General features: G+C 40.8%; 16 protein-coding genes and 2 tRNA genes. 11 read left to right on the top strand and 7 right to left on the bottom strand.

Annotated features, from left to right (window positions below):
• The first annotated feature begins 45 nt into the window (after positions 1–45).
• The 3 genes from D9603_RS20230 (at position 46) to D9603_RS20220 (ending at position 2,106) form a co-directional block, all read left to right on the top strand.
• A tRNA-Glu gene (locus D9603_RS20230) sits at positions 46–121 on the top strand.
• Between the two features lie 100 nt (positions 122–221).
• Positions 222–297: transfer RNA gene (locus D9603_RS20225), tRNA-Glu, on the top strand.
• A gap of 219 nt (positions 298–516) precedes the next feature.
• Positions 517–2,106: a PAS domain-containing methyl-accepting chemotaxis protein gene (locus D9603_RS20220; protein ID WP_128732668.1), complete on the top strand. Its 1,590-nt coding sequence runs from the start codon at positions 517–519 to the stop codon at positions 2,104–2,106.
• Between the two features lie 163 nt (positions 2,107–2,269).
• Here D9603_RS20220 and folE2 read toward each other — a convergent pair whose 3' ends face one another.
• The gene (folE2, locus tag D9603_RS20215) at positions 2,270–3,190 is read right to left on the bottom strand and encodes a GTP cyclohydrolase FolE2 (RefSeq protein ID WP_128732667.1); all 921 of its coding nucleotides are present in this window, start codon (positions 3,188–3,190) and stop codon (positions 2,270–2,272) included.
• Between the two features lie 306 nt (positions 3,191–3,496).
• On the opposite strand from folE2, the gene arcB reads away from it, so the two are divergent.
• Complete coding sequence (gene arcB, locus D9603_RS20210) at positions 3,497–5,815, top strand: aerobic respiration two-component sensor histidine kinase ArcB (RefSeq protein WP_125253299.1); 2,319 nt, start codon at positions 3,497–3,499, stop codon at positions 5,813–5,815.
• A gap of 9 nt (positions 5,816–5,824) precedes the next feature.
• Here arcB and arcA read toward each other — a convergent pair whose 3' ends face one another.
• From arcA to trmB, 5 genes are all read right to left on the bottom strand, one after another.
• On the bottom strand, positions 5,825–6,544 hold the full coding sequence (gene arcA / locus D9603_RS20205; protein ID WP_125253298.1) for a two-component system response regulator ArcA: 720 nt from the start codon (positions 6,542–6,544) through the stop codon (positions 5,825–5,827).
• Between the two features lie 107 nt (positions 6,545–6,651).
• Positions 6,652–7,131, bottom strand: coding sequence for a YfiR family protein (locus tag D9603_RS20200; protein ID WP_225740676.1), 480 nt, complete (start codon positions 7,129–7,131; stop codon positions 6,652–6,654).
• Positions 7,132–7,169: 38 nt separating this feature from the next.
• Complete coding sequence (locus tag D9603_RS20195; protein WP_125253296.1) at positions 7,170–8,792, bottom strand: HAMP domain-containing sensor histidine kinase; 1,623 nt, start codon at positions 8,790–8,792, stop codon at positions 7,170–7,172.
• 165 nt (positions 8,793–8,957) lie between these two features.
• Positions 8,958–9,986: a methyltransferase gene (locus tag D9603_RS20190; protein WP_128732665.1), complete on the bottom strand. Its 1,029-nt coding sequence runs from the start codon at positions 9,984–9,986 to the stop codon at positions 8,958–8,960.
• A 73-nt stretch (positions 9,987–10,059) separates the two neighbouring features.
• A complete protein-coding gene (gene trmB / locus D9603_RS20185) occupies positions 10,060–10,785 on the bottom strand; it encodes a tRNA (guanosine(46)-N7)-methyltransferase TrmB (protein WP_128732664.1) in 726 nt (241 codons plus the stop codon).
• A gap of 144 nt (positions 10,786–10,929) precedes the next feature.
• Between trmB and mutY the strand changes: the two genes are divergently transcribed.
• A complete protein-coding gene (gene mutY, locus D9603_RS20180) occupies positions 10,930–11,991 on the top strand; it encodes an A/G-specific adenine glycosylase (RefSeq protein ID WP_128732663.1) in 1,062 nt (353 codons plus the stop codon).
• Positions 11,992–12,055: 64 nt separating this feature from the next.
• A complete protein-coding gene (locus D9603_RS20175) occupies positions 12,056–12,328 on the top strand; it encodes an oxidative damage protection protein (protein ID WP_125253292.1) in 273 nt (90 codons plus the stop codon).
• 59 nt (positions 12,329–12,387) lie between these two features.
• Here D9603_RS20175 and ispB read toward each other — a convergent pair whose 3' ends face one another.
• The gene (gene ispB, locus D9603_RS20170) at positions 12,388–13,359 is read right to left on the bottom strand and encodes an octaprenyl diphosphate synthase (RefSeq protein WP_125253291.1); all 972 of its coding nucleotides are present in this window, start codon (positions 13,357–13,359) and stop codon (positions 12,388–12,390) included.
• Positions 13,360–13,777: 418 nt separating this feature from the next.
• Between ispB and rplU the strand changes: the two genes are divergently transcribed.
• The 5 genes from rplU (at position 13,778) to D9603_RS20145 (ending at position 16,792) form a co-directional block, all read left to right on the top strand.
• The gene (gene rplU / locus D9603_RS20165) at positions 13,778–14,089 is read left to right on the top strand and encodes a 50S ribosomal protein L21 (RefSeq protein WP_125253290.1); all 312 of its coding nucleotides are present in this window, start codon (positions 13,778–13,780) and stop codon (positions 14,087–14,089) included.
• Between the two features lie 20 nt (positions 14,090–14,109).
• A complete protein-coding gene (gene rpmA, locus D9603_RS20160; RefSeq protein WP_105169123.1) occupies positions 14,110–14,367 on the top strand; it encodes a 50S ribosomal protein L27 in 258 nt (85 codons plus the stop codon).
• A gap of 170 nt (positions 14,368–14,537) precedes the next feature.
• Positions 14,538–15,695 (top strand): Obg family GTPase CgtA, encoded by a 1,158-nt coding sequence (gene cgtA / locus D9603_RS20155; RefSeq protein ID WP_125253288.1) that lies wholly within the window; start codon positions 14,538–14,540, stop codon positions 15,693–15,695.
• A gap of 154 nt (positions 15,696–15,849) precedes the next feature.
• Entirely contained in the window at positions 15,850–16,341 is a 492-nt protein-coding gene (folA, locus tag D9603_RS20150) for a type 3 dihydrofolate reductase (RefSeq protein ID WP_347232152.1), read from the top strand.
• A gap of 79 nt (positions 16,342–16,420) precedes the next feature.
• A complete protein-coding gene (locus D9603_RS20145) occupies positions 16,421–16,792 on the top strand; it encodes a DUF3718 domain-containing protein (RefSeq protein ID WP_125253286.1) in 372 nt (123 codons plus the stop codon).
• Positions 16,793–16,939: the final 147 nt, after the last annotated feature.

Here is a 16,939-nt window from a genome sequence, read left to right as displayed (position 1 = left end):
TAGCAAGAGAATAAACCGCTAAAAAAGTCCTAGTGACACATCTGTGTCCCCTTCGTCTAGAGGCCTAGGACACCGCCCTTTCACGGCGGTAACAGGGGTTCGAATCCCCTAGGGGACGCCACTTACTTCGGTAAGTAACTCGGTTAGCGAGAGAATAAACTGCTAAAAAAGTCCTAGTGACACAGAAAATGCAAATTAATAATTTGCAAAGCAATTTCTGCGTCCCCTTCGTCTAGAGGCCTAGGACACCGCCCTTTCACGGCGGTAACAGGGGTTCGAATCCCCTAGGGGACGCCATTTCTTATTTTCTCCATACATCATATCTCATTAATAATTCTCAATATCAGTCGTTATATTGCCTAACAAGATTAATCTGCTAATTTCTATATTAACTTTCTGCTGTGTGTTTAATAGCCAAAATAGTGATATCCATGATCTTGATCAGTTTCTGATGCTGTTCTTCACGACGTCTTAGAAAGTAATAATTTATTATTGCCTTTTTATAGAGAGTGCACAATGAGCAAAGGTAGAGCTGATTACACTGGTAAAGAGAGAGATTATCCAAGTTCTTATAACTTACTTTCGACAACAAATGTCAAAGGACAAATTAAGTATGCAAATGCGCAATTTTGCGAAGTTGCAGGGTTTTCTCTAGATGAATTAAAAGGTAAGCCACATAATCTCGTAAGACACCCAACTATGCCAAAAGTGGCGTTTAAAAACTTGTGGGATTATATTGAAGCAGGTAAACCATGGATGGGGATGGTAAAAAATCGCTGCAAAAATGGTGATCATTATTGGGTTAATGCTTTTGTTACGCCTATAAAAGACAAGTCAGGTAATACTGTAGAGTACCAGTCAGTGCGGACTAAGCCTAATAAAGAGGTAGTTAACCGAGCAGAGCGAATATACTCAGATTTGCACGGTGGTGCTCCATTAAGTAAGTTCACTCGTGCATCTTGGTCGCTATCTGCACAAATGATGGCAATTATCATCATTTTTTATGTCCTAACTATGGTTATCTCAAGCTTTGCTACTCCGTGGAATTACATTGCCGAAACGATTCTGACCTGTATTGTCTTATTTATTACGTATTCACGCCTTGCTCCTGTACGCGAATTAAGTAAAAAAGCCAAAAAGGTGTATGACAACCCGCTAATGCAAAAGGTATATCTAAATAAAGTTAACGATGTTGCTGCTATTGAGCTGGCATTAATTGCTCGAGAATCTGAGCTTAGAGCTGTTCTTGGGCGTGTCAAAGATGCGAGCTCAACGGTGTCAGAGTATGCTACGAAAACCATGCAAGAGTGTAAAAGCAGTGTAGATATTTTAAATCAGCAACAAGCGCAGACAGGATCTCTTGCCACAGCTATAAATCAGATGTCGGTCTCTATCAGTGATATTGCATCAAATACAAACAATGCTGCAAAACAGTCTGAAGCGGCACTTGAGTCTGTAGTAAGTGGGCACAAGGCGGTTGACGATAATATGCAGAATAATTATTCGCTATCAGAAGAATTGTCACAGACGCAAAAAGATATTGAGGACCTAAATGCTCAGAGCGTTAATATAGAAGGCGTGGTTGATGTGATTAGAGGGATTTCAGAGCAGACCAACCTATTGGCTTTAAATGCCGCCATTGAGGCAGCTAGAGCAGGGGAGCAGGGGCGAGGGTTTGCCGTCGTTGCTGATGAAGTACGGGCACTTGCGCAGCGGACACAGGATTCTACAACAGAGATAAATGGGATTATCGCAGATCTTAGGCTTCGTGCGGAAAGGGCCGTTGCAGCGATTCAAAGTGGTGTTGCGCGCTCTTCGGAATGTGTTTCTAAAGCTGAAGGGACAAAGTCGAGCTTGGAGACGATCAATACTATCGTTAATGAGATTTCGAGTCTTAACTATCAAATTGCTACTTCAACAGAAGAAATGTCAAGCGTATCAAATGAGTTAAATGTGAATGCAGTGACGATTTCAGGTCTTGCTGATGAATCAATGCAAAGCGCACGCAAAACGCACGAAACCATGAAAAATACAGAGCAAGCACTTGATAATCAGGAGGCCTTGGTTGATCAGTTTATTCGCAAGTTAAACAGCAGCCGTGATTAAACCTAGAGTATCTGGGGTGAATTAGTGTTCATTTGATGACTTTTTAGTATTTATGATACTTTGTTTCTTTGAAGTACCTATTATGAAAATAGGTACTTCAGCAGTAACGGGATTATCGAGATGATTTCCCGCCACATATAGATCATTGAATTAAAAAAGTATATTAAATTTGATAACCACCGTTTATCCCTTTAACTGCATAAGCAACAGCATCGTGGGCATGAAGTGACTCGTAATGGTTAATTTTTATATAAAAGTCAGCTAATTGTTGTTGGTTGAAAAGTGCTTTAAGTTTTCGTGCAGCATCCTCACAAAACATAAGGTTTTGTCCATTTAGACGAGCAAATTCTTGTTCATCCTCACGTTTTACAGCGGCTTGAACTGGTGTTTTTAATTCATTCTCGACTAATTCAATTAAGTCTAAGATCTCAAACTCATCGATATGCTCGCCGAGGCGAATTTTAATATTTGCAATGGAGCGCTGAGAATGAGGAGTAGCAACAATACCTTCTGTGCTACCAAGCCATTTATGAACGCTATGAAAATCTAATTCGGTACCGTCAAATGCTTGTTGAAAGGCATCTTGTATTAACTGGCGTGATAGTGCCGCAGAGCAAGGGCAGGTAGATGAATAGGTTATGTCTAAAGCGAGTTCAAGTGTGTAAACACCATTTCGTAATGTCGCATCTAGCTTTATTGGATACGATTTCCAGCCCATTTTTTTACTTAAAAGTGAAGGGCGCCTAATTGGCAACTCAAAGTGAAAAAGTACTTTTGCACTTGTGCTCAGTTCATTATGGGTACTTAAAAAGTTGTCTAATAACTGCTTTAAGGTATTAGGCGTTAATATTTTCTCACAGGAGAGTGAGTCGAGAGCAAGGAAAAGGCGTGACATGTGAATGCCTTTGGCATCCTCTTTTTGCAAATCAACAAAAGCATCTGCTTTTGCTGTTACGGTGACTTGGCCCAGCCCCTTAACTTCAATAACTAAAGGTAGCTCTATGTTGCCCATGCCTACCCAGTCTAAAGTTCCGGTTTGTAACGCACTTGCACTATGTGCAATGTCTGGCATGTTATTTTGCATAGAGGCTCTCTTTTCTAAGACTTAAAAAACGCGCATATTACACCAAATCACATAAAGTTGGGATGATGAGTGCAAATCTATCTGTATTAAATTAAACAATTTGTGCATTTAGTGATACAGGTTTTTATTTGTGCTCGTAGAATCCAATGATTATAGGTAATACTGTGCTCAGCAATATCTGTGCTCGCTTATTACTAGGGCTTTTGTATAATATTTACTTTGCGGTCTAAATTGTGCGATGGTCAGGCTATAAGCAGTGAAATACTCTTGTTCTGATCAGTATTTAATAAGTGGTGATGTAATAATATGGCAGAAAATTCGTTTGGCTCATGGGCTCGAATTTTATCAAACTTGGTAGAAAAGTATGGTAACAAACGTGCATTTGCAATTGCTTATGTATTTACGTTATTTGTTGCCGTGATCCTGTCTTGTATGTTTTATTACGTTGCACTTGGAGTGGTGGAAATAGCTGATATATCAGCGTTACTTTTTCTAACCGCCGTCATTTCACCCGCTCTGATCATGATGTCAGTTGCCGCAATGAGAGAAGTTCAGTCTTCAAAAGCGTATCTTGAATCAGCCACACAGCAAGAAAAAATGCTGAATCAAACATTGAAGGACAATATTAATCGGCTGAATAGTGAAATCGATGAAAGGAAACTAGCCCTGCACGCAAAGCATAGGGCTATTGATGAATTAAGAAAAGAAATTGCGGAGCGCAAAAAGACGCAATTAGAGCTAGCTCAGCAAGGTATGTTATTGCGAAACATCGTCGACTCATCTCCTGATTTGTTTTACTACCGAGATGAAAATGGTGTGTTTGCCGGCTGCAATAAGATGTTTGAATTGGTAATGGGGAAGAGCAGTGAAGAGCTTATTGGCAAATCTGTAGAGCAAATTTATCCCACTCAGTATTTACCCAAAGTTTTAGAAACGGATGAACAGGTCGCAAACACCCAGCAGCCGTTAACTCTGGATGTCGAATACCCAGTTAAGGGTGAACAGCGCTGGTTTGAAATGCGTAAGTTACCGTTTATTAATGATAAAGGTGAGTATATCGGCTTATTAGCATTTGGACGGGATATTACTAGCCGAAAAGAAGCGGAGCAGGCACTTGAAACTGCATATAAAGACAAAGGTAAGTTCATCGCAACACTCAGTCATGAGCTAAGAACACCACTAAACGGTATCGTCGGTTTGACTCGCATGATGTTAGATACAGAGCTGACCGCGCAGCAGAAGAGTTGGTGTAATACAGTGTTCTCAAGTGCTGAGACGCTGGGGAATATATTTAACGACATTATAGACCTAGACAAAATCGACCGAGAACAGCTAGACATTGCGACAGATAGTATAAACGTCTCAGACTTTATCAATGATGTTGTAAACTTTGCTGGCTTAATAGCCGAGCAGAAAGGGCTTGAGTTTACAATTAACCGCTCTGGTATTTTAGATGTATATGCTTTACTTGATCCAACTCGACTTCGCCAAGTATTGTGGAATCTAATCAATAATGCGGTGAAGTTCACGCACAGAGGTAGTGTCACGTTAGAGTGTCGACGTGAGAATCGTAGTGATGGCCCGTGGCTGTCCATTAGCGTTATTGATACTGGAATGGGAATACCCGAAGAGCAGTTAGAACGAATTTTTGAAATGTACTATAAAGCGCCCGATGCGTCTGGCAGTAATGCGATAGGCTCTGGTATAGGGTTAGCTGTGACAAAAGCATTAGTGCATGCAATGAAAGGCTCTATTTCCGTTGTTAGCTCTGAAGGTACAGGTAGCCGCTTTGATGTTGAAGTTCCACTGCAGTTATGTAGTGCACCAAAAGAGCAAAGCTACGCAGGTAGAAGTCTTTACATTCTACTTGTGGAGGATGTCCCTCTAAATGCAGAAATAGCGACTAACTTACTTGAGCAGCGTGGTCATGAAGTTATCTGGGCAGAAACTGGGGAAGATGCTCTATCTTTTGTTGAAACTGAAGATGATCTAGATTTGATTTTGCTTGATATGCAGTTACCTGACATCAATGGGGATGAAGTTGCGCGCCAAATACGCCAAGAAAGTCACTTTGATCACCTACCCATTGTCGCATTAACAGCAAATGTTAGAAGCGCCGAACAGGAGCTTGAAGGGATCAGTGTACAAGGTGCTTTAGCTAAACCGATAAATACCACTAAACTTGATAAAATGTTAGCAGAGTTATTCGGTATAGAAGCACAAAAGAACAAGCAAAGCCTAGATCTTCGAGAAGCTTTATTACAGCCGCAATATAGTGATTTAGATATAGAAACGATTTGTGACTTTGTTGAGTCAATGGGAGCCCCAGCTTTCCAAAGAAGCTGTGATTTGTTTACAAAATTAAGCCCTAAATACTGCCAAGAACTAAGAGATGCAGTAGTCGAAAATGATATTGAAGAGTACGGAGCTGTAGCTCACAAAGTGAAAGGAGCAGCAGGTTCTGTAGGTTTGAAACTCGCACAGTTGCAAGCAAAGAAAATGGAACTGGAGTCAGATGGAAAAGATGATGATACGCTATTGCTGTGGGTTTCGGAGTTGGAAGCAAAAATAGAAGAAGGGCAAGAAGCCCTTCATCCATTAATTGCAAAACTCGCTGAAGACTAGCAAAAACGATTATTGAGCGTCGATTTTACCAATGAATCGGTAACCTTCACCATGAATTGTGCTGATTAATTCAGGTGTGTTGTTATCGGTTTCAAAATGTTTACGAATACGACGAATTGTGACGTCAACTGTACGGTCATTAGCACGCAGCTCACGACCAGTCATGTGTTTAATAAGCTGCTCACGGCTAAAGATACGACCAGGCGAATCTAACATTAGACGAAGCGCTCTATATTCACCTTTAGGTAGACGCTTTGAGTCACCTGTTGGAGATGTTAAACAGCGACTGTTCTCATCTAATTCCCAACCATTAAACGTAATAACGCCGTTACTATCGATCGTAGACTCTTCTGCTGAACTGCCTGTGCGAGATATTAAGTTACGGGCACGAATAGTTAGTTCACGCGGGTTAAATGGTTTTGTGATGTAATCATCAGCACCAATCTCAAGACCAAGGATACGGTCTACATCATTGTCGCGACCTGTAAGGAAGATAAGGCCGATGTTTTTCTTCTGGCGTAACTCACGAGCCAAAATCAAACCATTTTTACCAGGAAGGTTGATATCCATGATAACAAGGTTTACATCATCATGTGATGTTAGCTTGTCGTGCATGTCGTCGCCATCAATGGCTTCAATTACCTTATAACCTTCCGCTTCAAATAAACTAACGAGGTTCAGTCGAGTTACGTCTTCATCCTCTACAATTAGAATGACTGGCGTTTGCATTATTAATTAACCTTTTCGGAATATATAATTTACAATGAGTTCGGACTTATATAATAAATCCGAATATTTACGATTATAGGAGCTTATCCAATTGTTAACAAGTAAAATCAGTTGGGATGAAACTTGGATACGGCAAGCAACCTTGAGCGTACGATAAAGTACTGTTTGTTCAGGGCTTGCTTATTAATGTACAGTCGAATTTTGCTTCCTTCTTGGACCAAAGCAGCTATCCCGCCTCTTTCTAAAAACTCAATACTTTCGCCCACGGTCAACATGTTTGACTCTATTGTATCGGTCCAAGCGGATAGTATATCATTTTCATTGGTTTCATCAATGTATGTGACGTCGCAGGCGCTGGAAAGTTCCCGGTAAGTCCATGTTTCTTTTGCCTCAATAAGAGTTATGGGTTTGCCACGAATTGACAGTTTTGTTGCATTTTTTAAATTAGATGCGGGGCCACTTTCAAGAGAATAAAAACAAAATATTAAGCTTTGTTTGGTATCCTCGTCAGGGAACTCTATAAATTTGGCCATTTGATATAAAAAAGCAGAACGTACTTGATCAGGCGTTTTTGCATGTAGAACCATAGATGCAAATAAGCATATTATGATAATACAGCAGCGCTTCATTGTACGTTTCCAGAAAGAGGGAGTGTAATAATAAACTTGGCGCCTTTTTTACACTCTTCATCTAGAGCAATTGAGCCCCCAAGCGCTTGTGTAACTAGGTTATAAACTAGGTGCATACCTAAACCGCTACCGCCCTCACCACGGCGTGTCGTTACAAAGGGGTCAAAAATTCGCTTTTTAATTGCTTTTGGAACGCCTCCCCCATTATCAAAGTACTCCAGCTTTAGATGCTCTGAGCTTGAGGTAACAGTAATATTTATAATGTTGTTTTGCTGATCTTTAAAACCATGTAGTAATGAGTTCGAAATCAACTGCTCTAATACTTGTTGTAAAGGTCCAGCTTTGCTTTCAATTTCAAGGCCCTTGTCACAGTGAATGCTGATCTCTGGTTGTTTGGTCGCAATTTCAGCTCGTAAAGAGGCGACGACTTCTGTGAGTAGATTAGAAAGTTCTATTTTCGAGTTTACTTCTAAGTCTTGGCTTACAGCAAGGCGCTTAAAGCTAGAAACGAGCTCAGCTGCACGATTTAGGTTTCGATAGATGAGATCTAAATTTTCGATACCGTCACCAATGAACCTTTCTAGTTGCTTAGAGGTGAGGGACTTGCTCTGAAATGCATCATTGATGTCTGACAATTTATCTCGTAACAGTGTCGAGCCAGTTATACCTAAACCAATTGGTGTATTTACTTCATGAGCTACTCCAGCCACCATTTGCCCCAAAGATGCCATTTTTTCGTTTTCAATGATTTGATTCTGATATTGGTGCATTCGTTCAAGAGCGTTGAGCAGCTCTTGGTTAGCCTCTCTGAGTGCGATGGTGCGTTGGTTCACTTTTTCTTCAAGGCTTTGGTTTAGCTGTTTTATTTCTTGTTTGTCAGCTTTGTGGCGTTCCAGTTGGTTTTCTGTTCTGGCCAGCATTATGTTGAGGTTGTTAGCAAGTACATTTAGCTCTGCGATGTGACTGCCAGGAGCTCTGGCATTGTAATTGTGGTTTTTAGACACATCTTGAAGTAGGGTCGAAAGCCCCTCAATTGGTGTTGCAATGCGTTTTTGTATGCCTCTAGAAACTAATAAAACGAGAACCAATACAAATAAGGTGAGGGCAATATCAACCAAAATTTTCTGATTGATATAATTAGATAAGCGTTCAAGGCCACCTCGAACATATACGTAGCCTTCAATATTACCTTCGTAAATAACGGGCCTCACAAGCTCGATGTGATCTTCTGAGACTCTAGGAGTTAAGAGTTCATCAATTTGGTTTACTTTGAGAGGAACTGGAGGTGTTCTACTTGCATTATAACTTGTGAAAAACACTGGTCTATTGGTGACATCATCAATTGCATATATGTGAATATTTTTAATAATATCAACGTGCTGAAAAGATTTTAGGCGTGCATCTTCAGTTTTCCTGTCATCAAATAAAATGGTTATTTGAGAGTTGAAAGAAATGATATCAGCTATCATCTCAATTTTATTAATAATGAGTTGTCTTTGTTCCTTTACATCTAAATACGTTGAGATGGATATAGATAAAGACAAGCACAATGCGGTTACAAGCATCACTGCGCTGATCAATACTTTTCTTATGCTTGTTTTGGTTAATTGCTTACTCATTCTTATTCCAGCTGGATGATCAGCCTTAGCTGCGGCTAACAGAGTATTGGGATCCCAAACGCTCATTATAATAAAGTAGAGCAAATCTTTGAAAATGAAAAGATAAAAGGCAGATTTCAGCGAAGGTTTACTTAATTTTCAAGTAAACCTTATAGGTTAGTAGTGTTATTGTGCTTTATATACGGCGAACTTTGTATTTTTGTTGACTGTTTCAAATTGACTAAATTGTGCTTCTAATATTGGCGGATACTTTAAGAAGCTATTAGCGACCAACTGGATAGTTGATTTTGGCTCCATAAAACGCTTAATGTTCTGCAAGAACTGTTCAGCAATTCCATAATCAGTAGAGATGCCTGTATGAAATGGTGGATTACTGAGGATTAAGTTAAACTTACCGCTTAATTCACTCAGTCCATCACTCAACAGTAAGGTTGCGTTGAGCCCGTTCAAAGCCAAGGTTTTTTGAGTCGCGTACAGCGCGAGGGCATTGACGTCTAAACAGGTGAATTTAAGAGTTGGGTTTTTTAGCAACGAGTAACAAGTTATAATTCCTGCACCACAACCAAAGTCTAGTACCTTCCCTTTATAAGGAAGAGTGATACTCTCCAGCAACAATTTTGTCCCAGCATCAAGCTTACCGTGGTTAAATACTCCAGGTAAACTAGCGGCAGTAAACTCTGTGTCGGCGATACGTACAGTAAACTCTTGAACATACCGATCTAACTCAAAGTTTGGATTGCTGGTTAATTGGTTGAATTCGTACAAAATGCAATGTTTTGCACTTTCTAACTTGTAGCAATGCTCAGAGTGTTCTTTTAGCTGCTTTTCAGCACTTTTTACTCCGCCTTTATTGTCACCAACGACGAGCAGTCGTGTTTCGTCAGTGCTTAAATAACGAATGTTATCAAATACCATCTGCGCTTCAGGCTTTGATTTAGGGTAGTAATAAATAACGAGATCACAGTTTTGTAAAGCCGGTAACTGATGACCAACATGACTACTCACACCGGCAATATTATTTGCATGTGTATGATCTGCAAAATCAAAGCTAAAAGCATGGATCGCTGAATTGGGGTTTAGCGCTTTCAATTCACGTAAAAAACCATCTCGAGGATGATTGATTACCAGAATATTATTGGCAATGAGTTCTTCTTCATTTCGAAGTAATAACAAGCTGGGGTTGGTAAATTGCAACGCTAACTCCTAGATAAAGCTGTGAGTGCTGTATTGAGAGAAATGAAAGGAGCGAAAATACGCTCCACAATAATTAATCGATGCGTTCAAACATCAAGTCCCAAACACCGTGCCCTAAGCGGTGACCACGTTGCTCGAATTTGGTCAGAGGTCTAAAGTCTGGGCGAGGAACATAGTCATTGCTTTGCGACTGATTTTTATAACCGGGTGCCGCACTCATCACTTCAAGCATGTGCTCTGCGTAGTTTTCCCAGTCCGTTGCCATATGGAACACGCCACCAACTTTTAATTTTTGACGAATTTTCTCAGCAAACTCAAGTTGGACAATACGGCGTTTGTGGTGGCGTTTTTTATGCCACGGATCAGGGAAGAATAGCTGTAGTTTAGCAAGGCTGCCATCGGCAATACAGTCAGCGAGAATTTCGACAGCATCATGTTCAAATACACGTAAGTTTTTGATGTCCTGCTCATCTGCATCCATCAAGCACGCGCCAACACCTGGACGATGGACTTCAATACCAATAAAGTTTTGCTGAGGGTTATTTTTAGCCATTTCGACTAGTGATTTACCCATACCAAAGCCAATTTCCAGAACGACTTCATTGTTATTTCCAAACACCTCAGTAAAGTCAAGCAAGCCTTGTGTATGCTCTAACCCCATACTCGGCCAACATTTTTCCAATGCAGCTGCCTGGCCTTTAGTTAGACGTCCTTCACGCTTAACAAAGCTACGCACTTTTCTGATGTACTTGCCTTCTTCCTGCGCCTGTTCGAGCGCATTTTTGCTTGATTCGTTCATGGTCATTTCTATGCTGGTGAAAATGGTCGCACATTATCGTCATTCAGTTGGCAATAAACAAGTATAGAGTGAAATTTTACGTGGTGACTATTAAAGCAATTGTGATTACACTGGCGGCTTTTGTAGCAAGTACTAGTCAGGTTTATGAACGTTAGCCAGCAACAAGCTAAGTGGTTTGGTGAGCAAGTTGTGTCTTGGTATCACCTTCATGGTAGAAAAACACTGCCGTGGCAACTCGGAAAAACACCGTATAAAGTATGGATTTCTGAGGTGATGTTACAGCAGACTCAAGTAACTACGGTTATTCCCTATTTTGAGCGCTTTATGGCGCGCTTCCCAACGGTAATTGAACTGGCTGATGCGCCAGAAGATGAAGTGCTACACCATTGGACTGGTTTAGGTTATTACGCTCGCGCGCGAAACCTTCACAAAGCCGCCAAAGTGATCAGAGATAAATATCATGGCAAATTTCCAGAAACATTAGAAGCCGTTATAGATTTACCAGGAATAGGTCGCTCAACAGCTGGCGCAATTCTCTCCCTTGCGCTTGGTCAGCACCACCCAATACTCGATGGTAATGTAAAGCGAGTACTAGCTAGGTTTTATATGGTTGAAGGTTGGTACGGAGTAAAAAAAGTCGAAAACCAATTGTGGTCTTTGAGTGATGCTGTCACACCAAGTGGTGATGTAAGAGCGTTTAATCAGGCTATGATGGATTTAGGATCCGGCGTGTGTACAAGAAGCAAGCCAAACTGTGATGTTTGCCCGTTAGTTGAAGAGTGTTCAGCGTTCAAAAATAATCAGGTGAAAGAGTTTCCAAATCCTAAACCCAAAAAAGACAAGCCAAAAAAGCGTGCTCATCACCTCATTATTAAATGCGGTGAAAAGGTACTGATGGAAAAACGCCCTTCAAGTGGGATCTGGGGAGGCTTATTTGGGTTTTTTGAATTCTCAGAGTCTGCTGAGGTTAATACTTTTATCGCCCAGCAAGACATAGTTGCGGCTAGCATTAATACCTTAGAGCCCTTTGTGCATATTTTTACGCATTTTGAATTAACCATCACGCCAGTTGTTATCGAAGTGACTCACCCAACAGATTGTGTGCATGAGCATCAGTTATTGTGGTTTGACCTTCATAATCCTCCAGAAGTCGGGTTAGCGGCACCGACTAAAAAGTTGGTTAAAGTCTTAGCTGCAATAGGGTAAACTGAAGACATCAGCTGTGCCACAAATTGAAAGTGCACAAATAAAATTGAAGAGGTAGAAACTTATGGCTCGTACCGTATTTTGTCAAAAGTTACAAAAAGAGGCGCCAGGATTGGACTTCCAACTTTATCCAGGTGAGGTTGGAGAGCGTATTTTTAATAATATCTCCAAAGAAGCATGGCAACAATGGCAGCACAAGCAGACCATGCTTATCAATGAAAAACACTTAAATATGATGGATCCTGAGCACAGACAGCTACTTGAAGAGCAGATGGTTGGTTTTTTGTTTGAAAATAAAGACGTTGAAATTGAAGGCTATAGGCCTCCAGAGAAGTAAAAAGTAAAAAGGTCGCTTATGCGACCTTTTTACTAATCGGTTTTGTCTTTAACAGTGAATTAGTACTCTCTGTCTACTGATAGCTTTGCTAGCGCAACAAGCGCTTCTTTATGGTCTGAATCCGGCAGCACATCAAGTTGTTCTATTGCTTTACGCGCCTCTTCTTGTGCTTTTTCCATAGTAAAATCGAGCGCTTTTGTCTCTGCTAGCGTAGCTAATATCTCTTCGAGGTGCTCAAGCCCATTACCGCTTTCGATTGCTGTGCGAATTTGCGCAGTTTGCTGCTCATTCGCATGCTTCATAGCATAAATTAACGGCAGCGTCGGCTTTCCTTCAGCAAGGTCATCACCGATATTTTTACCCAAAAGCTCTGCGTTAGCACTGTAATCAAGAATGTCATCTACAAGCTGAAAGGCGGTGCCTAGGTGCATGCCGTATAGCTTGAGCGCTGTTTTTATCTCATCAGATTGTTCTAATACAACTGCTGGCAACAGGGTTGCTGCTTCAAAGAGTTTTGCGGTTTTGCTGTAAATAACCTGCATGTAACTCTGCTCGCTGGTATCTGGGTCATTACAGTTCATAAGCTGTAACACTTCACCTTCGGCGATTATATTAGTAGCATCAGCAAGGATCTGCATCACCTCCATATTGCCAAGGCCAACCATAAGCTGAAATGAGCGGGTGTAGATAAAGTCACCGACTAAGACACTGGCAGCATTACCAAACTCGGCATTCGCGGTAGGCTCTCCACGGCGCAACGCCGATTCATCAACTACGTCATCATGGAGTAAGGTTGCCGTGTGTATGAACTCAACAATTGTCGCCAATGTGATGTGTTTATCACCTTCATAACCTAATGCTCTGGCGGCCAAAAGGGCTAACATCGGACGGATGCGCTTACCTCCGCTGTTCACAATGTATAAACCTAACTGCTTTACAAGCGCAACATCAGATTGCATTTGTTCATGTATAAGTTGGTTGACACCAAGCATGTCTTGCTCAACCAAATTTTGGATAGTTTTTATATCCATTGTGCTCCGAGCCAATCTATTAACCGAAAATGAATAAACGCAGCGATTGTACTACAAAAAAACCATCGACTCGATAAATTGTCGTAGTTGCTTATAAAAAAACGTTTTTATGCTTAATTTTTGTTCTTTTTATCACTCAAAGAAGGTACCTCTTTTGGTGTGGAATTTATCCAGAGTATCAGTTTTAGGTAATTGAAATGACCATACGTTAGGAGGGCAGTTCGGATAAAAAATAGCTTGGCTTTGACATTTTTTTGACTAGAATAGGGGAAAATATTTGATTGCCCTCATGCGAGCTAAATTTTATTCACTTTCTTCAAATTTACACTTGCGCCAAGATACGCATTAGCGTAAACTTCGCGCCCTATTGAAGAATATTAAGTTGCGTCGATTTGAGGGCGCACAGACGGAGTTAATTATGTACGCGGTTTTCCAAAGTGGTGGTAAACAGCACCGTGTGACTGAAGGTCAAACTATTCGTTTAGAAAAGCTAAACGTTGAAACTGGTGCAGCAGTTGAATTTGATTCAGTACTTCTAATTGCTGATGGTGAAAAGATCGAGATCGGTGCACCGTTCGTTAACGGTGGCAAAGTAACAGCTGAAGTTGTTTCTCACGGTCGTGGCGAGAAGATTAAGATTGTTAAGTTTAGACGTCGTAAGCATTCTCGTAAGCAGATGGGCCACCGTCAGTGGTTCACTGAAGTTAAAATCACTGGCATTAGCGCTTAATTTTTTAGAGGTACAGATAGATGGCACATAAGAAGGCAGCTGGTAGTACTCGTAACGGTCGCGATTCAGAAAGTAAACGCTTAGGTGTTAAACGTTTTGGTGGCGAATCAGTTTTAGCGGGTAACATCATCGTTCGTCAACGTGGTACTAAGTTCCACGCTGGTACTAACGCAGGTATCGGTAAAGACCACACAATCTTCGCAAAAGCAGACGGTAAAGTTGTTTTTGAGCAGAAAGGTCCTTTAAACCGTAAATACGTTAGCATCGTAGCTGAGTAATCGGTATTAAATACTAAAAACCCCGCTTAGGCGGGGTTTTTTTGTTTTTAGTGCATTAATTACCAAATTTAGCTATATCAAGTTGTATTAATACAATTGATATTAGGAGCGACTTGTCGCTACTGCTATAATAGCGAAGAGAATTCAGACAGAGTTAAAGAGTTTAAACCATGAAGTTTGTCGATGAAGTAGAAATTAGAGCGGAAGCCGGAGATGGGGGCAGTGGTGTCGTTTCATTCCGCCGCGAAAAGTTTGTGCCAGATGGCGGCCCAGACGGAGGTGATGGCGGTGATGGCGGGAGTGTATTCCTTGAGGCTGATGAAAACTTAAATACGCTTATCGACTATCAGTTTGAACGTTTTCACCGAGCTGAGCGCGGCACTAATGGTCAAGGCAGAAATTGCACCGGTAAGAAGGGTCAAGACTTGGTACTCAAAGTACCGGTCGGTACTCGTGTTACTGATGTTGATACCGAAGAATGTCTTGGCGATTTAACTAAGCATGGACAAAAGTTAATTGTTGCTAAAGGTGGTTTTCATGGCCTTGGAAATACGCGATTTAAGTCCAGTACAAACCGTGCACCAAGACAGAAGACATTGGGTACCGCAGGGGAAGTTCGTAATCTACGTCTAGAGCTTATGCTTTTGGCCGATGTTGGCCTATTAGGTCTGCCTAACGCCGGCAAATCGACATTTATTCGTAGTGTTTCAGCTGCAAAGCCTAAAGTAGCAGATTACCCGTTTACCACGCTTGTGCCTAATTTAGGTGTTGTTCGCCCAGAAGCGAGTAAGTCGTTTGTAATTGCAGATATTCCGGGGTTGATTGAAGGTGCTGCTGATGGTGCTGGCCTTGGTATTCGATTCTTAAAGCATTTAGAGCGCTGTCGAGTGTTATTGCACATTATTGATGTGATGCCAGTTGATGGTAGTGATCCGATTGAAAATGGCTTTGCAATCATTAACGAACTACATCAATACAGCCCTAAATTGGCAGAAAAGCCACGCTGGCTAGTGTTGAATAAAGTTGATTTATTGCTTGAGGAAGAAAGAGAAGAAGTTTGCTCGCGTATTGCACACGAGCTAGACGCAGAAAACTTTTACATGATCTCCGCAGCAAATAAGCTTAATACGCAACCTTTATGCTTTGATATTATGAATTTGCTTGAAAGCATGCCAAAAGACAAGTTTGAGGAAGAGCAGCAAGAAGAAGTTGAGTTTAAGTGGGATACCTATCACAGGCATGCAACTAAAAACGACAACAATGACGATGATGATTGGGATGACTGGGACGACGATGACTATGATGTAGAAGTCATCTACGAGCGTTAGTTATATCGCTCCAATTCTCATTGATTAGTTTGAAAGGCCCATTCAGGGCCTTTTTGCTATTTCTTTTTCCATTTTCTGTATCATGATTGTTATACTGTTCGTAATACCAAATAGCGTTTCAAAAACTAATACTAAAATACTAATAAGGTACATTGTGGTAATTTCAATGATAGCAGCAATGGCAAACAATCGTGTCATCGGAAAAGATAACGATATGCCTTGGCATCTACCAGCTGATCTTCAGCACTTTAAAAAAATCACTCTAGGGAAACCTGTGATCATGGGACGAAAAACATTTGAGTCCATTGGTAGGCCTTTACCTGGTAGAAGAAATATCGTTATTTCACGAAATAGTAACTACACACATGAAGGTATAGAAGTAGTTTCTACTCCTGAGGCTGCGTTAAAAGCAGTCTCTAATTATGAAGAAATTATGATAATTGGTGGTGGTCATATTTATGACATATTTTTACCGTATGCTCAGCGTCTCTATTTGACCTTTATCGACCTTGATGTAGAGGGGGATACGCAGTTTCCTGATTACAAAAAGTTTGGAGAGTGGCGCGAGGTCGAAACAGAGTGTAACGAACCTGACGAGCGTAATAACCATAGTTATAAATTCGTAACTCTACACAAAAAACTATGAGTTTCTTGCTAACAATTGTTTAGGTTGCTAAAATATAGTCAGTTATATGCTACGAACAAAGTATTAAAGGGTCTGTGTAATGAAATTAACTACCGTGCTACTGTCAGTATCTATTGCTGTTGCAGCTTTTTCTTTTAGCAAACCAGCAAGTGCAAACGATCAGTTGGCGCTCTCTCTATGTGAATATATTGCTGCTGATGACAAAAACCGTATTCGTAAGGCGCTAAAAACTGCTCGTCTTAAAATGCGTAATATTTATGATGGTGTTCAGTGTAACGGTAATAATCTACTAAGACATGCTATCGCTAGCAATGCGAGTGATGCTGGTGAGTACATTGTTAAAAGTATTCCTAAAAGTGCATTAGAGGATGGCAAAGACCTAGCGTGGGCAGAGGCAAACCATGGTGGTTCACCTCTAATTGCAGTTATCAAAGAGCGTGCGGGCCTTTAATTCAAAAAACATATGATAAAAAGCCCTTAATTGGGCTTTTTTTATACCTAACTAATTCATACACCGCTATGTACCTCACCTAATACCAATTTGTCTTAATACTTGCTCAATTTGAGGAACTAAATATGACGCTAACAGCGTTAAAAA

Origin of the sequence: Pseudoalteromonas sp. PS5 (assembly GCF_004103255.1) — a bacterium.
In the GTDB taxonomy this organism is placed as follows: Bacteria; Pseudomonadota; Gammaproteobacteria; order Enterobacterales; family Alteromonadaceae; genus Pseudoalteromonas; species Pseudoalteromonas peptidolytica.
Note: the sequence above shows the minus strand (reverse complement) of the source record. Positions and strands in the feature narration are given on the sequence as shown.

What these genes read in the sequence shown, in the direction of transcription:
- arcA (WP_125253298.1), bottom strand. Translation starts at nt 6,544, where the DNA reads ATGCAAACGCCAGTCATTCTAATTGTAGAGGATGAAGACGTAACTCGA.
- D9603_RS20195 (WP_125253296.1), bottom strand. Translation starts at nt 8,792, where the DNA reads ATGAGTAAGCAATTAACCAAAACAAGCATAAGAAAAGTATTGATCAGC.
- trmB (WP_128732664.1), bottom strand. Translation starts at nt 10,785, where the DNA reads ATGAACGAATCAAGCAAAAATGCGCTCGAACAGGCGCAGGAAGAAGGC.
- folE2 (WP_128732667.1), bottom strand. Translation starts at nt 3,190, where the DNA reads ATGCAAAATAACATGCCAGACATTGCACATAGTGCAAGTGCGTTACAA.
- cgtA (WP_125253288.1), top strand. Translation starts at nt 14,538, where the DNA reads ATGAAGTTTGTCGATGAAGTAGAAATTAGAGCGGAAGCCGGAGATGGG.
- rplU (WP_125253290.1), top strand. Translation starts at nt 13,778, where the DNA reads ATGTACGCGGTTTTCCAAAGTGGTGGTAAACAGCACCGTGTGACTGAA.
- rpmA (WP_105169123.1), top strand. Translation starts at nt 14,110, where the DNA reads ATGGCACATAAGAAGGCAGCTGGTAGTACTCGTAACGGTCGCGATTCA.
- ispB (WP_125253291.1), bottom strand. Translation starts at nt 13,359, where the DNA reads ATGGATATAAAAACTATCCAAAATTTGGTTGAGCAAGACATGCTTGGT.
- mutY (WP_128732663.1), top strand. Translation starts at nt 10,930, where the DNA reads ATGAACGTTAGCCAGCAACAAGCTAAGTGGTTTGGTGAGCAAGTTGTG.
- D9603_RS20200 (WP_225740676.1), bottom strand. Translation starts at nt 7,131, where the DNA reads ATGGTTCTACATGCAAAAACGCCTGATCAAGTACGTTCTGCTTTTTTA.
- D9603_RS20220 (WP_128732668.1), top strand. Translation starts at nt 517, where the DNA reads ATGAGCAAAGGTAGAGCTGATTACACTGGTAAAGAGAGAGATTATCCA.
- D9603_RS20175 (WP_125253292.1), top strand. Translation starts at nt 12,056, where the DNA reads ATGGCTCGTACCGTATTTTGTCAAAAGTTACAAAAAGAGGCGCCAGGA.
- D9603_RS20145 (WP_125253286.1), top strand. Translation starts at nt 16,421, where the DNA reads ATGAAATTAACTACCGTGCTACTGTCAGTATCTATTGCTGTTGCAGCT.
- arcB (WP_125253299.1), top strand. Translation starts at nt 3,497, where the DNA reads ATGGCAGAAAATTCGTTTGGCTCATGGGCTCGAATTTTATCAAACTTG.